Annotated in this window: 21 protein-coding genes; 9 read left to right on the top strand and 12 right to left on the bottom strand. The window is 43.2% G+C overall.

The features are described from left to right. Positions 1-13 precede the first annotated feature (13 nt). Positions 14-730, top strand: coding sequence for a DUF547 domain-containing protein (locus tag R8G66_16080; GenBank protein MDW3193892.1), 717 nt, complete (start codon positions 14-16; stop codon positions 728-730). A gap of 8 nt (positions 731-738) precedes the next feature. Here R8G66_16080 and R8G66_16075 read toward each other — a convergent pair whose 3' ends face one another. Together R8G66_16075 and R8G66_16070 are read right to left on the bottom strand one after the other, a co-directional pair. Beyond that, positions 739-1770 (bottom strand): LacI family DNA-binding transcriptional regulator, encoded by a 1032-nt coding sequence (locus R8G66_16075; GenBank protein ID MDW3193891.1) that lies wholly within the window; start codon positions 1768-1770, stop codon positions 739-741. Positions 1771-1826: 56 nt separating this feature from the next. Beyond that, positions 1827-2183, bottom strand: a complete 357-nt coding sequence (locus R8G66_16070) for a hypothetical protein (protein MDW3193890.1) — start codon at positions 2181-2183, stop codon at positions 1827-1829. A gap of 242 nt (positions 2184-2425) precedes the next feature. On the opposite strand from R8G66_16070, the gene ssb reads away from it, so the two are divergent. Continuing rightward, positions 2426-2770 (top strand): single-stranded DNA-binding protein, encoded by a 345-nt coding sequence (gene ssb / locus R8G66_16065; GenBank protein ID MDW3193889.1) that lies wholly within the window; start codon positions 2426-2428, stop codon positions 2768-2770. A 248-nt stretch (positions 2771-3018) separates the two neighbouring features. Here the strand turns inward: ssb and R8G66_16060 are convergent, their stop codons facing one another. From R8G66_16060 to R8G66_16045, 4 genes are all read right to left on the bottom strand, one after another. Continuing rightward, positions 3019-3147, bottom strand: a complete 129-nt coding sequence (locus tag R8G66_16060; GenBank protein ID MDW3193888.1) for a hypothetical protein — start codon at positions 3145-3147, stop codon at positions 3019-3021. 440 nt (positions 3148-3587) lie between these two features. Then, positions 3588-5225, bottom strand: coding sequence for a serine hydrolase domain-containing protein (locus R8G66_16055; protein MDW3193887.1), 1638 nt, complete (start codon positions 5223-5225; stop codon positions 3588-3590). Between the two features lie 124 nt (positions 5226-5349). Then, positions 5350-5922 carry a helix-turn-helix transcriptional regulator gene (locus R8G66_16050; protein MDW3193886.1) on the bottom strand — a complete coding sequence of 191 codons (573 nt, stop codon included), beginning with the start codon at positions 5920-5922 and terminating at the stop codon, positions 5350-5352. Between the two features lie 120 nt (positions 5923-6042). Then, the gene (locus tag R8G66_16045) at positions 6043-7410 is read right to left on the bottom strand and encodes a Yip1 family protein (GenBank protein ID MDW3193885.1); all 1368 of its coding nucleotides are present in this window, start codon (positions 7408-7410) and stop codon (positions 6043-6045) included. A 178-nt stretch (positions 7411-7588) separates the two neighbouring features. Between R8G66_16045 and R8G66_16040 the strand changes: the two genes are divergently transcribed. From R8G66_16040 to R8G66_16015, 6 genes are all read left to right on the top strand, one after another. After that, a complete protein-coding gene (locus R8G66_16040; protein ID MDW3193884.1) occupies positions 7589-8182 on the top strand; it encodes a sigma-70 family RNA polymerase sigma factor in 594 nt (197 codons plus the stop codon). Beyond that, positions 8175-8816, top strand: coding sequence for a hypothetical protein (locus R8G66_16035; protein ID MDW3193883.1), 642 nt, complete (start codon positions 8175-8177; stop codon positions 8814-8816). The genes R8G66_16040 and R8G66_16035 overlap by 8 nt, the downstream gene beginning before the upstream one ends. Before the next feature lie 100 nt (positions 8817-8916). Beyond that, positions 8917-9873, top strand: coding sequence for a hypothetical protein (locus R8G66_16030; protein ID MDW3193882.1), 957 nt, complete (start codon positions 8917-8919; stop codon positions 9871-9873). 328 nt (positions 9874-10201) lie between these two features. Then, positions 10202-11065 (top strand): SPFH domain-containing protein, encoded by an 864-nt coding sequence (locus tag R8G66_16025; protein ID MDW3193881.1) that lies wholly within the window; start codon positions 10202-10204, stop codon positions 11063-11065. 20 nt (positions 11066-11085) lie between these two features. After that, the gene (locus R8G66_16020) at positions 11086-11247 is read left to right on the top strand and encodes an Arc family DNA-binding protein (protein MDW3193880.1); all 162 of its coding nucleotides are present in this window, start codon (positions 11086-11088) and stop codon (positions 11245-11247) included. Positions 11248-11330: 83 nt separating this feature from the next. Beyond that, on the top strand, positions 11331-12287 hold the full coding sequence (locus R8G66_16015; protein MDW3193879.1) for a hypothetical protein: 957 nt from the start codon (positions 11331-11333) through the stop codon (positions 12285-12287). Between the two features lies 1 nt (position 12288). Here the strand turns inward: R8G66_16015 and R8G66_16010 are convergent, their stop codons facing one another. From R8G66_16010 to R8G66_15990, 5 genes are all read right to left on the bottom strand, one after another. After that, positions 12289-15510 (bottom strand): M4 family metallopeptidase, encoded by a 3222-nt coding sequence (locus R8G66_16010; GenBank protein MDW3193878.1) that lies wholly within the window; start codon positions 15508-15510, stop codon positions 12289-12291. Between the two features lie 22 nt (positions 15511-15532). Then, positions 15533-15985 carry a hypothetical protein gene (locus R8G66_16005; GenBank protein MDW3193877.1) on the bottom strand — a complete coding sequence of 151 codons (453 nt, stop codon included), beginning with the start codon at positions 15983-15985 and terminating at the stop codon, positions 15533-15535. Between the two features lie 66 nt (positions 15986-16051). After that, positions 16052-16855: an alpha/beta fold hydrolase gene (locus R8G66_16000; GenBank protein MDW3193876.1), complete on the bottom strand. Its 804-nt coding sequence runs from the start codon at positions 16853-16855 to the stop codon at positions 16052-16054. Next, positions 16852-17724 (bottom strand): alpha/beta fold hydrolase, encoded by an 873-nt coding sequence (locus R8G66_15995; protein MDW3193875.1) that lies wholly within the window; start codon positions 17722-17724, stop codon positions 16852-16854. Before R8G66_15995 ends, R8G66_16000 begins: the two co-directional genes overlap by 4 nt. Before the next feature lie 51 nt (positions 17725-17775). Continuing rightward, complete coding sequence (locus R8G66_15990; GenBank protein MDW3193874.1) at positions 17776-18087, bottom strand: hypothetical protein; 312 nt, start codon at positions 18085-18087, stop codon at positions 17776-17778. Positions 18088-18099: 12 nt separating this feature from the next. Here R8G66_15990 and R8G66_15985 point away from each other — a divergent pair, with 12 nt between their 5' ends. Next, the gene (locus R8G66_15985; GenBank protein MDW3193873.1) at positions 18100-18585 is read left to right on the top strand and encodes a nuclear transport factor 2 family protein; all 486 of its coding nucleotides are present in this window, start codon (positions 18100-18102) and stop codon (positions 18583-18585) included. Here R8G66_15985 and R8G66_15980 read toward each other — a convergent pair. Next, positions 18582-19040 carry a DUF5606 domain-containing protein gene (locus tag R8G66_15980; protein MDW3193872.1) on the bottom strand — a complete coding sequence of 153 codons (459 nt, stop codon included), beginning with the start codon at positions 19038-19040 and terminating at the stop codon, positions 18582-18584. The two genes, R8G66_15985 and R8G66_15980, sit on opposite strands and share 4 nt — an antisense overlap. Positions 19041-19052: the final 12 nt, after the last annotated feature.

The following is a 19052-nucleotide window of genomic DNA, read 5'->3' as shown; positions in this document are numbered from 1 at the left end:
TAACACTGCCACCATGAAAACCTATCTATCTATGATAGTCCTTGGTTCGTTATTCCTTTGTCAACCACTGAAAGCGCAAGAAGGAATCTTCAAGGACTTTAATACATTCTACAGTCTGTATGTTCATCTCGGGAAGGTAAAGTACGATCAGATCCAGTACAATCGGGATTTGATTGAGTTGCTGGTCAAACGGATAGGTGAGCAATCACTCAACAGACAATCAGATGACTTCAAAGCAGCATTTTACATCAATGCTTACAACCTGTTAACCATCTATCAAATCGTTGAAAACTATCCTGGTATTCAGTCGGTGATGGATATACACGGTTTTTTTAAAGGAAGGAAATTCCTTGTTGCAGGAAACTATATGACCCTTGATGAATTGGAATTCAAGGGCTTATTTGAGATAGAAAAAGATCCAAGATATCATTTCGCCCTGGTTTGTGGCGCTCAAAGTTGCCCCTTGTTGTACAACCAGGCCTTTGTGCCGGAGCAATTAGACAAACAATTGGATGCGCGTGCGCGGGTCATCCTGAATTTCGAGGATTATGTTGATTCCAGCAATGGGCAGTTGTCGCTTTTTAAAGTAATGGACTGGTACCGTGCCGATTTTGCCGCAAACAAATCACTGATTGCCTGGATCAACGATTTTCGGGATAGCCCCATTGCGGAAGGAACACCTATTGTTTATGCAGAGTACGACTGGAAGTTGAATAAGGCTGAGCAATAAAACTGAGCTTACTTTTTCTTGAGAGAAGACTTTCTTACGACTAGCTTCGTTTTCAGGGTCTGTTCATTGTAGATGGGCTCATCATCGTTTTTCACAATCTCGATTTCATTGAGCAATCGATCACAAGCTTTTTGTCCCATCTCATAAGCCGGTTGGGAGATGGCACTGAGTGAAGGTTCGATCAATCGGGACATGGTGGAATCGTTGAACGCAACAATCGCTATATCATCCGGAATGCTCACGTTTTGCTTTTTCAGACCTTCAATCAAACCGAGGGCTGTAACATCGGCGAGAGAAAACACCGCATCTACTTTCGGCTTCAATTCCAGTACTTTGGAAGCCAGCTCAATCCCTTCTTCTATGTCGGAAGTTTTCGTTTCAATGACCAGACTGTCCTGATATTTCAGTCCGTTGGCTTTCAAAGCATCTTTAAAACCTTCTACTCGCTGCTTTATGAGTGGGATCATCTTTCCCCTGATGAGGGCAATGTTTTTACAGCCTTGATCAATCAGGTGTTGCGTAGCGCTGTAAGCTCCTTCGTAATCGTCAACTGAGATCTTGGACGTCTGGATCGCATCAGAGATCCGGTCGAACTGAACCACGGGAATGCCGTAATCCAGGAACTGCTCGATGTGTCGGTAATTGGTCGTCTCAAAGGTGGAAGAGATTAGTAGTCCTTCTAACGGGCTTTGTAGGAGCACCTTCGTTTCTTTTACCTCTTTACGGTACGACTCGTTGGTCTGGACAACCATGACGGTATATCCATGTTGATCCGCCATGTCCATGATCCCGCTGACCACTTCACTGAAAAACGTATGGAACAATTTGGGACATACCACACCAATGATCTTGGTCCTTTGGTTTTTAAGATTTAGCGCAATTGGGTTAGGGCGATACTTTAGTTTCTTCGCCAGATCCTTGACTGCCTTCTTCGTTTTGTCACTGATTCCAGGATAGTCTTTCAGTGCACGGGAGACAGTTCCCATGGACACGCCTAGTTCAGTTGCAATATCTTTTAAGGTTACAGGACCGGTTTTCATACCAGATTAGGGCTCAGTGATATGTCCAAAAGTACCGTTTGTTTTGTAGAAAGTGACTATCGTTCTTCTCTTTTTACGAGGAGAATGAAGCCATTGTCCAATTCCAAATAGCCGTGCTCATAACAAAAATGATACTCATCACCCGCTTTGGTGCTGTACACATGCGTGAAGTATTGAAAGTCAAATCCACGTTTGAGCATTTCTTCCCGATGAGTCTTCTTCTTGCCTTCAGGATTCATGTCGGCAAGTATCCGGCGGTTCTTTCTTAAGGTTCCGTTGATCTTTCTTACCAGATTGACAGCATCTGAATTTTGCTTGTTGTTGAAGGCATTACGGCAGGCGTCGGAACAAAACTTTTTATCAGCCCTTCCAAATACCGGTCGGCCACACTCTTCACAGACTCTTTCACTCATGTTGATAGGTTGCTAGTCGTTTTAATCGGATAATTCTTTATGCTTTTTTGAAGAAAGCGAATCTATGTAACTAATTGATTAATAACAATAAAAACAATTGCAAACGACTACAAACGGATAACAAACGACTACAAATGTTTATAAACCGAGTCCCGTTTGCACCTTGATACAACTTTGCTTCAACGATTTGATCATCTACCGATCAGACACAAAAACAAAGTTCAATTTTAACTATTACACACATGAACACTTTAAAAAATCACGTACAATTAATTGGTAGATTAGGAAACGATCCACAAGTAAAAACTTTTGATTCAGGCAAAACAGTTGCCACCTTCCCGCTCGCAACAAACGAGACGTACTACAACAATCATGGCGAACGCATTTCAGACACCCAATGGCACAACATTGTGGTCTGGGGAAAGAAGTGTGATCTTGTAGAGAACTACCTACACAAAGGGAGTGAGATTGCTTTGCAGGGTAAGTTGGTTAATCGAGCCTATGAAAAAGAAGGTGAGAAGCGTTACGTCACCGAGATCGTGCTCAGCGAACTCCTGATGATGGATAAAAAACCGGCTCAAGCTTAAGATTGCTCCTAAAACACAACTAAGGAAAAAGGTCACTTTGAGGTGACCTTTTTTTATTTATTTTTCTCCTTCGGATAAATAACCTCCAGATCGGTTTTTTCATCGGCTTTAACAGTCACGTTATTGATCTTCTTTTTCTTTTTCCCTACAAATTTGAAGCTGATGTTGTAAGTACCATCTGGGACATCCGAAAACGTGAATTGGCCATCAACAGCCGAGAATGTTTCATTGATTAACTGCTTGTCCGGTTAGAGTTCGATGTGTACTCCAGGCATCAAAGCATGATCCTTGTGGCTATTGACAGTTCCTGAAATTTCGCCAGTGGTGGATGATCCAATCGAAAGATGTTCGAGAATGAGAAGGATGGTGTTCATCATAGTATTATTGTTTTAAGTGCGTTTCGAGCGTGTCTTCGTTTTGTTATTGTAAAATAGGTGATTGATCCACGATAATCAAGTCGCTTAATAATTGTGCCCATGGTAATGACATTAATATTTCAAAGTAATGGAAACGCCTAAGATTCCCACTTTTAGGCATAGCCGTCAACTTTAGGATATAAGCCGCTAAAAAGAAAATGAATTTAGATCGTCATTGCGATGGCACCGGCCACCCGGCGTAGTGAAACAATCTTACGATTATAGTCCTATACTCCCGTAAAAGATCGCTTCGATTCCCTCGCGAAGACGGGAGGTTTTACGTCGTTTTCCTTAAGTTGACGGCTATGACTTTTGTCGAGAAATTGTGAGGGATTCGAAAAGAGAAAAAGTTTCAATTACTTCAATATTGAATTGTGAAATTTTTGATTTCGATTACCCTATTACTCCGCCCTAAGCTGAATGGCCCGATCCAAATTCTGCTGGAATACCTCCAAATTCCGATCCTTTGTTTTTTCAGCTAGTTGAACAGCCCGTTGGTGACATTCGATGGCTGTTTCCTTTTCGCCGCAAGACATGAGCCCTTCTCCATAGCTATCCCATACATTAGGTGATTCAGGAAAGCGAACCGTGTTTTCTTTGAAGAATGTCAATGCGATATTGCAACGGTCTTCCAGTAGCTGATATCCTAATGCATTTACTGAGCCTTCGGTGGGTTCATAGTAAGTAAAATAAGCCTGCTTCAGGCTGTCAGCAATTTTGACATCTCCATTTTCATAGTACATGCTCATGATATGCACAATGGAGTTTTCCGAAGGCAATACCTCATATCCTGATCTTTCGGATAATTCGTGAAAAAATCGCTTGAGTGCCGTCAGACCTCCCTCGCGATGGAATCGTTTCATTGAACTTCTGTCCGGATATCCTTTGATGCCAAAGGTGTCTTTCAGGTGATGTGTTGATAGGTAAAGTTGATGGGTCAATTCCTGATCCTTAATTCGATTTGTGTTAGCTAAATAGATAATTGTAGTGCCATCATCAAAAAGGTTGATGGAAGCGCGATGACCGAACAGGGCTCCACCGTGCGTGTACATTTTCACATTTTTGTTACGTTCAATTAATTCATCCCAATTCCGGAACCAGCCGTAGCAGTATCCTGATTGATTCGGGGTGAGCATAAGGTCGGTGTATTCTTTAGAAAGCAAGATGTTGTTGCGGATGGCTTTTGACCAGACCCAAAGATCTTCTACTGTGGAATGAATGCCTCCCGTACTGTATTTATTGGATTGATCCCTGAAGGGAACTTTTTCAAAATCTCCACCGAGTTTATTGAAGATCATCATGAAAGATTCATCTTCTACAAAGGCATAACCTCTTGCGGTTTCTGCAGCGATAAATTCATTTGAAGCAAACCCCGTGTTTTTTAGGCCCAGGGGAGTAGTGATGTTCTGCTGCAGCAGCGTACTGTAGGATTGACCGCTTACTTCCTCCAGAATGACACCCAGAAGCATATAGCCTAAACTACTGTAGTGAAACTTGGTATCGATGGGATAGTCCAATTCGACCTGATCAATGAGTACAGCCAATTCTTTGGGCGTATAGGCTGTCTTCGCAAACGCATTCCTATTGATCACTTCTCCCAGAAGCCCATCGTAATGGGGTAGCCCGGACGTATGGGAAAGTAGCTGATGGAGGGTGATTTGTTCGCTCCAGGTGCTTGCTAAATAGGGTAAGTGTTTGACGATGGGGTCATCTAAATCAAGATCGCCTTGCTCGACCATTTGCATAACCAGCATTGCGGTAAATTGCTTGGTGACAGAACCTACAGGAAACCTGGTGTCCAAAGTGTTTGGCTTTTTCAATGACCGGTTGCTAAATCCGTAAGCCCCTGTAAACACGACCTGATCATTTTTTGCAATGAGCACGGTACCTGAGAAAGGACTTCCTATTTTTCGTCTACCTCGTAGTTCATAATAAGTCATTAAGTCTTCTGTACTGTCAAAGGAGCTTTTACAACTGATCAGAAGAATGGAGAAAAGGAAACATGTAAGACATGTGTGAATGATTGTTCGTTGTGACATTTTTGACCGATAAATTTTCAGGCCAAAACTATTTTTTCGAAAGGTGGAATGTTACGACAATCGTGTGACACTTCTATGTCACTACGCTTGAAATGCGGATAATTCAGTGTTTTTCATTCAAATCCTAGAAAAAGTTAGGGACGGGGCCACTCATTTTAAAGGCCCCGCTGTTGAGTGAAGCGGTATTTCTTAATAGGGTGTAAATATTGTAGGCAATACATAAAACGTAAATGATCAGTCCAATGTATTGTCCGTTGCCGGCATTTCCGGTGACGAGATTAGAGATGAATACCCCAAGGAAAAACAGCAAGAGAGTTGTAAGGCTCCAAAGCAATTGGAAACTCAGCATATGCCTTACAGGCTCACTTGGCATTTTCTTTTTGAAGAACACCACCAGGAAAGTAACTGTTACCAGAACATTGCCAATCGGGATGGCCATAAACAGAATGATCAATAAGTTCATGACCTTGAGCAGTTTGATGGATCTGCGGGAATTTTCATCGGATTCCTCTGAAGCAGGATACTCCGCACCTAAACTTTCAAAGATCAAACTCAAAGTAGAGTTTCTTGGATGGACTTGTCCCAATTCTATGCGCTGAATCGTCCTAAGCGAAACATTGGATTGGTCGGCCAATGCTTCTTGCGTTAGCCCATTCTTGACTCTTAATTGTTTTAAATGCTCCGCCAGCGTGCTCATTTTTCTTGTTATAACCGATACTGGATGAATTAGAACTGCTTTATCTTTCGAAAGTATTCGAATCGCCAGTGTATTCCAATTAAAACGAACATGCGAAGCATTGTAATGATCGGGGAGAGATCATTGATCTTCACTTTTCTCCAATAACTCATCTGCACCGATCTGATCAAAGACCTTTTCAACCGTATCAATCTCATCTTCGAAACTGTCAAGGTTGATAAAGGAACCTACTACGCTGGCCAAGGCGAAAAATACCGTAGTGATCACCACAGATTTGGTCATGGAGACCAAATGAATTCGTCTGAATAATGACCCTAAATAAAACAGTGAGAATACGAGTGCGGTGGTCATGGCCGTTTGAATCACGCTGGTACCTACAGTGCGCGAGTCATTTTCATAGATGATGGTGATCAGTTGAATGAGTACAATGAAAATCACCGAACTCATGAAGGTGGCAGTCATCGATTCTTTGAAGTCGCCTTGTCCTTTGATGAATTTAAAGGCGCCATGAATCATTAAAGACAGTACAAACATGGGAATGAAGGTGATCAGGACATTTAGAATATCGTATTCAGTCAGGCTAAGCACTTTGGCCAGGGATTGTGCTCGTTCCGGCACCCAATCATTGAGCACTTGACTTACCGTGGCAAAAGCGCCAAAGAATGTCACGAACTTTAACGTAGTGATCCTGTCTTTTTTGATCAGGAAAGCGAGTAATGTTGGGCTGAAGATCATTTTCAATTGTTCCTGAACAAATGATTTGTTAGGAAGTTGATCCATCACCTTATTGAATAATTTGTCGTGCCAATGTTGTCCTCGGTTTTCATCCGCTTCTTTTCCGGTGACTTGTGTGATCAATTCCCTGATCTCGTCTTTAGAAACATCTATGGAATATCCAGATACCCTAAGCTTGTCCATGTCAATCCCAAAGGAGGTAAAGAATACATAAGGCCGCTTTTTGTCCAGGGTGCGAAACCGACGTTTTGATTTTTTTCGGAAGGGATTTCTCGCATTATTGTTAAGTCTGTAGATCTGCTCGAACAGTTCATCATCGACTGGTTGCTCGAATACGAAATAGAAAGCGATCCTCAGGTTATGGTTGTCGTTGAAGCCCAATTCATTGCCTAATTGGTCGAATTCATGACTTATGTTGTCTACCAATTCATGTAATTGATCATAAGAATATCCATCCGCTTTGATGAAGAAAATCAGCTTGGTGATGGACATGACAAAATAGTTGGAGCATCTGCCATACACTCCCTGGTATTGCTTGAAGTTTTCGCCAAATCGCTCAGCAACATTCATCAAGCGAGGGTCCAATGCAATCTGATCCTTGATATTGATGTCCACGAATGCCCGGTCTTTGAACTTGGACTGTAATAAGGTGTAGAATTCTGATCGATCGATCTGGTAGGCAGTTCCGCAATTGGAGCAGAAATTTCCCTGTCCTTCAGTTTGACATTTGGGGCAAAGTAGGTTGGCTTTCATATATACTAGGCTAGATCACGCAATATAAACTAGTTGAGAATTATGAAAATGAAGATGTAGTATGGCATGAAAATGGTCCGGAAGGAGCAAGAAATGACAGTTTGCGTGAGCACTGTATTATTTTTAAAAAATATTTCGGGACCCATGCAACCAATCTGGCAACCCTGACATCTTCCTTATGAAGATCAACAAAATGCTTACCATCCAGAAGTCACCAACACTCGATGAAATCTATCGAGGCTGCCAAGCCGGAAAGGCCAGGGCGCAGAAGGCGCTCTACGACCGATGTGCTTCGAAGATGCTCGGTGTATGCTTGCGATATGTGCACGACAGAGAAGAAGCGGAGCACGTGATGATAGGTGGTTTTGTGAAGGTCTTCGAAAAGATCGACCAATTCAGTGGCGATGGAAGTTTTGAAGGCTGGATCCGACGGATCATGGTCAACGAAGCGCTGATGTATATCAGGAAAAACCAGTCCATGTCCGTAGAAGTGGAGATCAACGAAGTGGAGGGTGATCTGGATTATGATACACTGGATCAGTTTCTGAATGTTGAAGACATCATCAAACTCATTCAGGATTTGCCTGTGGGTTACAAGACCGTCTTCAATTTGTATGCGATAGAGGGATATAATCACGCTGAGATCGCGCAAAAGCTTGACATCAGTGAGAATACTTCCAAGTCGCAATTGAGCAGGGCCAGAAAATTACTGCAACAAAAGCTGGCAACTATGGAACAAGAAGTGAATCGAAAAATATTGAGCCATGAATAACGAAAACATGGATCGGCTGTTCCGGGAAGGAGCTGAAAAATATGAAGTAAAGCCCAGTGCAGCTGCCTGGGACGCCATTCAAGGGCAGGTAGGGACAAAAGCTTCCGTTTGGCCGATGGTGTGGAAAGTAGCCGCCGTATTGGTGGTCTTACTCTCTTCAGTAATCGTATTATTCAGAGGTCAGGATGGCATGACTGAAACATTTGCTGGCATTGCGGATCATCCTCAACTAATGGAGAATGCGATTGCCTGGAATTTACCAGAAAGCGCTGAAGAAGTGGAACAGGTTATGGTTTTGGAAGTTTCAAAACGAGCTGAACTTCCGATGCAAGAGGTTAAAGAAGTATTCGAGGTAAGTGTGGCAACCATCGATTCACGACCCTATTTGGAACTGCAAAGTATTCAGGTATCGTGGGAGATCCAGATGCCTCCTAAACCAGCTTTGTTTAACCTTCCAGTAGAAGAATCTAGTGTAAAGATCAGGTACTACGCCAGTACCTCAGATCCTGAGAAAACAAAGAAAAGCTTTGGTCAATTCATAGCACGTGCCCAGCAGAAACTCAATCCGGATGAGTTATTAGCGGACATTCGCACGGCTAAGGATGACCTCTTTAGAAGCAACAGAGGCGATTAACAACAATTCGGGTACAAGGTCAAAAATCAAAAACGAGAAAGAAATGAAAAGTTTAATGAGAGCAATACTTACAGCTTGTTTATTCATACCATTATTTGCAATGGCAGCGTCAGATTCAAATGGTGCCGATACGGTGATCATCGAACTGGAAGGTGGTAGCAGGGTCGTGATCTACACGGAATCCAAAGCAGATCTGAAAGCCCTGGAGGATTATGATTTCAATAAAATGATCGCTGATCTGAATAATTCTGTCGGTACTTCGGGAACGAATTACATCGAATTAACTGACGAAAACGGTGAAAAATACAAGCGAGAAGCAAAAATCGTTTATCGTGACGAACGTAAGTACGATGAAAGAACCCGAGACAGAGATTGGGATGATCGAGACAGAGATCGTGATCGGGAAAGAAGAAAAAGACGCTATTATCGACGGACGCGAAATGTGTGGGAGGTAGAACTAGGAACGAACAATTGGTTGGAGGATGGTAATTTCCCTAACGATCAGGATGAATTGTACTCAGTACAGCCCTGGGGATCATGGTACCTTGCGCTGAACAGTAATTACCGAACACATATCGCCGGTCCTTTGATGCTGCAATGGGGATTCGGGCTCAGTACCTCTCAGTTCCGATTTGAGAATTCAAACGTTAGAGTAGTGAGAGGAGATGATATGACTGAATTTGTCGTGGATTCAACTGGAAATGCCATACGCAGTAAATTGAGAATGTCTCATTTGAACTTTACCATGGTGCCTACTTTGGTTCTTGGAGACCGAGATGGAGGGACAAGATATGATCGTCGTTCATTCCGATTAGGCGTAGGGGGTTACGTAGGATATCGTCTTGGAGGATCAGCTAAGTTCGTATTTGACGATAATGGAGATAAGGAGAAGGACGTAGATCGTGATGATTACTTTCTAACCAATCTTAGATATGGTGTACGGGCACAATTTGGTTACAAAGCTTTTGACGCCTTCATCAATTATGACCTCAATAATGTCTTTGCCGAAGGCAGAGGACCAGAGTTGAATGCCTTCACTTTTGGAGTGATCTTCTAAATCCCCGTTATAAGGGGGTGGCAGGAAGCCTGCCTGCGGGGGATTTTTACTCAAATTCTCTTTAGATAAAGACAAATAAAAACTCACAGCAGTAGACCAATATAGGTCGAACAGAAGCTGTCTCGAAAGAGACAGCTTCTTTTTTTGCTGTTTCTTCAGCGTCACTCGAAGAGGACTCTAAGTTAAAGTTTGATGTATCCTTTCTATCGCTATCAAAGTCACTTGAAGGGGACTCTGAGTAAGCTAGTCTAAAGAAACGATGTAACCTTCACTTAGAATCAAGCGTATTATTATGATATCAATTTAATATCATAATAATCTTTCCGTCATGAAAAACAACTCCGGATACCTTGAGAAGACCCACGATGCTGTTTCTGGCTACGTGGTAATTGTGATCGACTTTTTTCTATTTTTCATCGCCTTGTTACTTGCTGCTGCGGATACACCCATGGCATTTTTTCCGGCATTGCTGGCAGTGCTTTCATTTCCGGGATTTTTCACGGTCAATCCTAATGGTTCCAGGGTACTTACACTACTCGGAAAATATGTGGGAACAGTAAGGAAGAATGGCTTCTTTTGGGTGAACCCCCTCTATGCGAAGAAGAAAGTTTCTCTCAGGGCACGCAATTTTGATAGCGAGCGACTGAAGGTCAACGACCTGATTGGTAATCCGATTTTGATCTCCGTGATTTTAGTTTGGCGCGTGAAAAACACCTACGCGGCAGCCTTTGAAGTAGATGATTATGAGAATTTTGTGAAAGTTCAGACGGATGCCGCGGTGCGAAAATTGGCAGGAACCTATCCTTACGATAATTTCGAAGACAGTGAAGATGTGGTGACGTTGCGTTCGGGATTGGCAGAAGTCAATCACAAACTAGAAAAAGAGTTAGAAGAACGACTTCAGATTGCAGGCATTGAGATCCTGGAAGCCAGAATTGGATATTTGGCGTATGCCGAAGAAATTGCAAGTGCTATGTTAAGAAGACAGCAAGCCAGTGCCATCGTTTCTGCACGGCATAAGATCGTGGAAGGAGCTGTCGGTATGGTGGAGATGGCCCTTGAAGAGATTGCCAAGAAAGAGGTCGTTTCATTAGATGAAGAGCGGAAAGCGACCATGGTAAGTAACCTGATGGTTGTTTTATGTGCAGACAAAGATGTGTCGCCAGTGATCAATTCAGGTTCACTGTATTAAAGAAGATAAGGAATAACTAGATGGCGAAAAAGAAACCTTTCGCACTGAGATTAGATGAAAAGATGATGGCGGCCCTGGAGAAATGGGCCGCTGATGAATTTCGTAGTACCAACGGACAGATCGAATGGATCATCAATGAAGCCCTGAAAAAGAACAATCGTTTGCCTAAGAAGGACGAGTAAGCGATTGTTTCCTATATGACATAAGGCTAAATCTAAAGGCACTGAACAAACCCATTGCACACTTATTGATGTATCTCTAAGCGATGAAGAAAGTTCTAGCACTCCTAGTTTTTGGCCTAACCACACTACAAGTTTATTCCCAATGCTGTTCCGGAGGTGTTCCTATGTCCGGGAACATTGGATTGCCATCGTCGGAGAAAGGTACCTGGCAATTCACTGCCAGTTATGACCTCAATGTACTGGAAACCCTGAAAGCGGGTACTGAAACGCTGGACGATCGATCCAGAAGGAGAGAAACACATGCTGCATTATTCGAAGCGGGCTATACGATTAGTGATAAGTGGTCCGTGGACCTTTTTCTATCCTTCGTAAGACAAGAACGCACCATCAATCAACGAGGCTTTTCAGAAGATTTTGTCTATACCCAGGGAATAGGAGATGGCGTACTTCTTGTAAAATACAAAGTAACACCCAAGTTCACGGCTGGCCTGGGTGTGAAGCTACCCATCGGATCATCTGATCGCGTACGTTCCAACGGTACGTTTCTCAATGCCGATTTACAGCCAGGTAGTGGCGCCTGGGATCAGGTCGTTTATGGTAGTTACACCACGCAGCTATCCTTTCGTCCAACACTAACGCTTTCCACAACAGGAATTCATCGCTTTACCGGTACCAACAACAACTATTTTGATAATGGTATTTCAAGCTCCACTTACGCATTCGGGGATGAGACCCAATTGATCGTGGCACTGGCTGACCGTTTCACCTTCGGTTCCGTCATCATTGATCCTTCCTTGAAATTCCGTTACCGCCGAGCCGGCCGTGATTTCTTCAACAATGCCCAATTCCCTGCTTCAGGGGGAGATTTCGTTTTCATCAATCCGGGCCTATCCTACGCCATCAACCCCAAGCTGTCCTACCAATTCAACGTAGAGCTACCCATTTTCGCCAAAGTAACCGATACGCAACTATCACCCACAGTACGATTCAATACGGGATTCTTTGTGGTGTTGCCGAGGAAAATAAGTTTATTTAACTGATCTATTCCTTTCGTACCCTTTTTACCATTCTTAAACCATCAATCGTCACAAGCTCCAGCACATAAGGACCCGCTTTGAATGATGAAAGATCAAGTGAAAATGTTGATTGTGGTTTTGTGAATTTTTCGGCGTACATCTTTTGTCCATTGAGGGAAAAGATGCTGATTCTTTCAATGGCGTTGATTGATCTTACCTGAAGATGATCTTTTATCGGGACCGGAAACATTTTTAATTCGACCTTTTCTGCAGCACTGTTTAGTGGCTCTTCCTCTTTTGCTACGATAACCGAATAAGTTTCCTCGGAGCCATCTTCAGCCTTTACTACATAATCGACCTGACTGGTAAAATCATTAACGGTTACGCCACTTACCTGCTCGGTTCCACTGACATATGCGCTGGCTTCTGCTGAGAGTACAAAATTTGAGATCAGACTCGTCACATCTGTGTCAAAAGGCACTTCAAGTTGTACTGTCGTACCACTAATGGTTGCTAACACCACAGGGTCCAGCGACCGGAATCCGAATTCTACCAATTCTTTTTCATCACTTTGAAGTGCCCGTTCTCCCTGCGCGAACCATATACCCCACCTTCCGAACTGGATCAACGGAGAAGGGCTTCCTGAAGCAGTGATTCTGTCTGATTCGAGGGCCAGGCTAGATATGAAGTCCGTTTCTGAACTGAATGTATTGAAAATGAGTTGACTGTCATCTGTTGCGAAGTTTGGATATCCCAGCACATTATTCTCTGTAAGGAAGGAAACCTCTCCGGATTCAATATCGGTGGCTAACAGAAATATTTCCTGCGTGGTAGCATCATAATAGTCGAAAGCCAGAACGTCTGAGGACGTTTTTGAGAAGGAGGGATTAACGATACTTACACCTTCGGGAAGATTAGTGAATAATTTAAAGATTTCACCATCACCAAAACCATTGACATCATTATCCCACACCCTGATAAATCCTACATCCCAGAAGTCGATATCATCTCCGACTTCTTGTTTTATGGTATTGAATCCGTCATAGACAAGAAATTCACCGGAATAGTCCCATTCCATGGCATCAGCGAATTGGACTCCTGCTGCTTGTACACCTTCTGTAAAGGTGGGATTATACAATTCAAATTGTTTGAACTCGCCGGAGACCAGGTCCAACACGTAGATGCTTGGGTCCAGAAAATTTGTATTCAAGGCAATACGATTACCATCTTTCGAAATAGCCACGTTTCCCCAGACCGTCTGATCGTCTATCATCTCTTCGCCATTAGTACCGGTCAGATCAAAGGTGAACAATTGGCTATCTCCGCCTACATACACGGCTAATTCTCCATTATCGGTTACACTAGGTTTATTGCTGACAGTTGTACTGGTCAATGCCACAAAGTCTGTTCCTTGTGTGCTTGATAAGTAAAGTGTGTTGGTATCGTTTTCGTTAGTGTCGAGACTTAGGATAAAATTATCTCCTGTAATGACTTCAAGATCCTCCTCTTCTGGCGTGGGTGCCTGTCCAAAGATACCTACTGCATCAAGTGCATTGGCCAAAGCTGCCACTTCTACCGAAGATTGTCCATGGAGATCAGTGGCTGCCTGTAGTGTGGCTGTACGGAAATCGGCAAAATCAGACGAAGCTGTCAAATAGACATCCAGGGCTCTGTAGAAGATCAATTCGGCAACCTCCAATCCAACTTCCGTGGCAAAAAGGTAATAAGCGTGATTCGGGATGCCGCTGTTAATATGTACGCCGCCATTATCTTCGGGACCAGTAAAAAGATCTCTCATGTGGGCTGGTTGATCACCAATAGCCGGGTTTTCTAAGCTTCTCAATGCGGTTCCATTCAAAACAATATCTTCTCCGATGAGCCAATCATCTCTATCCATCATGGCTCCGAAAATGTCGGCAAAGGATTCGTTCAATGCGCCTGGTTGATCCTGATAAACAAGATCCGCTGTATTGGAGACTACTCCATGTGACATTTCATGTCCGGCAACATCGAGGGAGCCTGCCAGTGGGGAGAAAAAACTATCACCATTACCATAATAAATGGCCTGTCCATCCCAAAAAGCATTGTCCATGGGGTCCCCAGTGTCTGGGTCCGGGACGTTGACAAGTGAAAGAATGTTGCCACCGCTGCCGTTGATGCTGTTTCTTCCGTGTGTTTGTCGAAAATACTCATAGGCGATACCGGCATTAACGTGAGCAGAAACAGCGGAAGCATCGGACCAGACCCCATTGCCGGTTGAGACAATATCATTGTCGGAAGCCGCATCTAGTGTTAGTATGGCACCAACAAGCGTTCCGGCAGCATCAGTTCTGGCCTGATCATACATTTCTCTCGAAATATCGGCCATGTACAGGAGTCCATCTTCCGATACGACATTCATGTTTTGGTTTGTTCCGCTAAGATCTGTCCCTTCGCTAGTCGTCGCATCAAAAAAGCAGATCTTGTTGAATTTATTGAGCACTGTTCCATCATGAGCATCAATGAAATACTCCCAGTGCTCGTGCAAGGCAGACCTAACTTCCAGGTGGTAGGCCAAATACGGGGACTCGTTTACGTGATAAATGACCAGATCACCAGGCATGGACACGTGCGCCAGCATGGATAGGTCGTGTTTGAATTCTGGTAATATTGATGATCCTGTAAGGTCAATTGCGGCCATTTTTTTGGCGGTAGCCAGATCCAGTTGGGGTTCTTTGAGATTGGCTGGTGTCTTGTGAAATATACCGTTGAGCATGTGCAGACCTTTAGCATTCTCGTGAACAATGATTTGGCTGGCGTAAACTTTATATCCCTGGAAATATTGGTCAAATCGAAAGTGTTGGAATCCTTGTTGATCCGTAGTGATACTTTTGAAGTGGAATTCCTCGCTGGGATCCTGGATCAAAAGTTGGCCCTTATGTTGGTTAAGGTATTTTTTGGCATCCGTAACTTTTAGCACATCAGAACCACTTTTCTCATACAGCGACTTTAATGTTCTGGGAGGCCTTGCTTGTTCCCGCGTTTTCACTTGAAGACTCAGGTCTTCGTGATTGAATTTCCTGAGTGCTGTAATGCTGGTATGCTCCGGAGCAGAAGTGGTTACGGAAGAAGTGGTAGGCTTGAATTTCCGTAATGTGATTTCTTCTTTGTTCCTTTCCGATTTCTTTTTGGTATCGAATAATTCCTGAGATTGAGAAAATGCTCCTAAGGTTGAGCAAGTAAGAATAAGTAGTAAAAATCTTTTCATGACGGTGATTTAAGTTGAGGTATTATCTGGCTAAGGTGTATAACCTATCGTACAAGTATTGGAACTTAGGAGGTGCGGTTGCATTTCCTCCCCAGGTAAGCTTATAAGTTTTCCCGTCTTTGTTAAAAGACAAGAATCGATAGGTGTTTCCCGGATTGTTGAGGTCTATTTCAGACCAGTTTAGTCGGTGTGCACCTTTGAATATACTGCGAATTTCTTTTCTATCCAGCCCTTCTTTGGCCAGGGTAAAGCCTCCCTGGATTGATTTTCGGACCATTAGAGACCCATCTCCCTGAAGTTTGTAAGTAGTTTCCTGTCCTGCAAAACCACCGCCTCTACCAAATAGGATTTGATCTTCTGAAGAGAATTGCTTCTGAGATTTACAGGATACACCAACTAGTAACAGGATTATAAAAGCAGATGCAATAAGGAATTGATACACTTTTCCAGATGCATAGAGTTTTTGAGGCAGCATTCTGGAATTTAGGAATTATTAAAATACCAATCCAGTATTTTCAATTGGAATTACCTGTGTGTTTTGCTAGATGTCTGGGGTCAATAGTGAGTTAACCCCCTCCCGAAACCCCTGAAACTCAATTAAATTGTTGTGTTGAGCACCTTCGAGGGTGGTGAAGGTGGCTTTGTCGTGAACGGAATCGTAGAGTTTTTTACCTGACCGGTAGGGAACCACACCATCTTCGGTACCATGGAAGATGTGGATGGGTAGATCAGCTTCTTGCAATCGCTTCCAGTTGAGCATGTCATATTTGACCAGTAGCCTGGTTGGGAGGAAAGGAAAGCGCCAACTGGCCATGCTTTGTAAGCTGTAGAATGGGGTTTCCAGGATCAGCATTTTTGCATCGTTATTGGCAGCTACCTGGCAAGCCATTCCTGAGCCTAAAGACCGTCCATAAAGAATGACCTGTTTGGCCGGCCATTCCTTTAATAATTCGTCATAAACGTGCTGAGCGTCCTGATGGAGTGTTTTTTCGCTTCTTGTTCCGGTACTTTTACCATAACCTCGATAGTCGTAGATCAATACATCGTATCCGAACTGCACAAAATACTCCGCAATGCCGCCCCATCGATCTAGGTTGCCCGCATTGCCGTGATGATAATAGATGATCCCCTTACTGGAATCTGCTTTGAAATGAAGGGCATTGATCACGGCACCATCTGTCATTTCAAAGTTGCGTTCTTCGAAAGGCGAATCAAACGTGTATTGATGATTCTGAGATAGAGGTTCGCCTAGAAAGATGAAATTCTCTTGAAAAAAGTACAAGACCAGGACCATAAGTAGGTACAGCCCGACTATAACACCAATCGTTATTTTGATGAAACTCAAAGTTTGACCTTTTTGCGTTTTTTCTTTCTGGTGAAACTAATGCTTGTCTCTTTTGGACTAATGGCTTCCGGGAGCTTGGAGTTAAGGATTTCGTCCAGCATTCGATGATACTCTTCTTTGGTGTAGAGGTTGTTGTGGCCAGCGCCAATCACAGAATAAAGTCGGGTGATTTTCGGATTGATCTTAGATAGCTTTACTGCTGTTTTATAAGGGATCAATTTGTCATTGGTGCCATGCAGAATTTTGATGGGACATTGCACATGTTTGAGCCATTTATAGGTTCTTATTGGAAACCGTAAAATCAACGAAAGGGGCAGAAAAGGTGTGTAGCGCTTTGCTACGTGCCGCACACTATAATAAGGTGATTCAAGGATCAACATCCTTGGATTATTGGTAGAAGCCAGTTTAGCAGCAAAGCCAGATCCAAGCGAGCGTCCGTAAATGATGATGTATTTCTCTTCGACTTGCTTTTTGATCTCATCGTAGATGTATTGCAAGTCTCGTTTGATGCCATCTTCGGTTCGTTTACCCGTACTCTTACCGAAACCGCGGTAATCTATCATGATCACATCATAACCCAAACGCGTAAAATCCACTGCAAATCGGCCCCAACCTTTGATGGATCGACTATTCCCTTTGAGGTAAAGTACGACACCTTTGGGCTTTTCCTGACAGAAATGAATCCCATTGATGTTGACGCCAGGTACAGGTTCCAGGTTGTATTCCATGAATTCAATGTCGCCATACTTGAATTCAAAGTCTGAGGGAAGTTTTTCAGGCTTGAATAGGAACTTCTCCTGCCAAAAATAGATGACAAAGTTTGCGGCTACATACAGCCCTAGTACCACAAGAACAATGGTCGTGATCATATCCGAAAGGCATAATTTACATGAATTCCGTGAAACTGTAAAAGAACTTCTTTACCAATCCCGGTATTTGATCCGAGTCGCAGCTTTTTTCATTTGACGTTCAAGAATAGCTTTGGCTAGATTTCTGGAGACATTGGTTACATCACCATTGAGGATTTCGGCAACTTTGGATTCGGGAACATCAATGCGATAGAGGGCTTCTACCAGATGTTTGTAATCGTAATCGATGAGGTGGTCTATTTGTTGCGTGAGCCAATCCAGTAGCCGGTCGAAACTAAATTCGTCACCTTTATCAAAATCGCTTTGAGTCGGTAAGGCCGATTGAATAAGTTGTAGGGTAATTAATCCTGTTTCCTTGTCCATCAAATGTAAATTATGAAGTTTCTACGGTACCTGCTCTCAGTCATATCACTCTTTATCATACTGTCCTCACAAGCGCAGGAACAGGAAATCATGAAAGTGGTACAATCAGTCTTTGATGGCATGGCTAGCAATAACGGCGAAATGGTGAAAGGGGCGTTTACGGCAGATGCCGCTATGTTCACGGTGGCTTATGACAAAGAAGGCAAAGTCTTTAAACGGCAAGGTTCATTAGAGAAGTTTGCAGAAGCAGTTAGTGCTCCCAAAGATCAGGCCTATAACGAGCCCATCTGGAACGAACGCGTTGAAATTGATGGTGCGCTCGCTTCCGTATGGGTGGATTACGCTTTTTACCTGGGCAATACTTTTCACCATTGTGGTGTAGACGCATTTCACCTGATGCTAACCGATAATGGTTGGAAGATCTTCCATCTGGTGGACACCCGCAGAACGGAAGATTGTAAGGTGCCTAATTCTGTTAAAAAGAAATATGAGGATTAATCTTTGCTTTCCTCCTCGGCAGGGGTAGCATCTTCTTCCGTGCTTTCTTCGTCAGCATCTGCCGTAAAGACTTCCGGATAATCCGCCGCGAGCTTATTGTACCAGTTGACTAGTTTCTTGATGTCCGATACATATACACGATCCTCATCATAGTTAGGAAGCACGTGTTTTAAAAACGATTTTAACTCTTCAGAATCACTGGTTCCAGATAGCCCGGTATCACCTGCAAATTCTTCATGTATCTTGACCATGACATCCTGCAAAGGAACTGCCCCTTCGCCATCGATCGTGTAAATAGAAATATCTGAAAGTACCGATACTTTCGTTTGCATTCCTGCCACTAACTTCTTTTTGGATCCATCCAAAGACTCAAGGATCACTCCTGTGCGAGTGGGTGTTAGAACTTTGAATAATCCTCCCTTTCCTGAAACTGATGCTACGTCGCTAAACTCCATATGTATATTGAT

This window comes from Cytophagales bacterium (assembly GCA_033344775.1).
Classification (GTDB): domain Bacteria; phylum Bacteroidota; class Bacteroidia; order Cytophagales; family Cyclobacteriaceae; genus JAWPMT01.
This window is presented reverse-complemented; position numbering and strand designations above follow the sequence as displayed.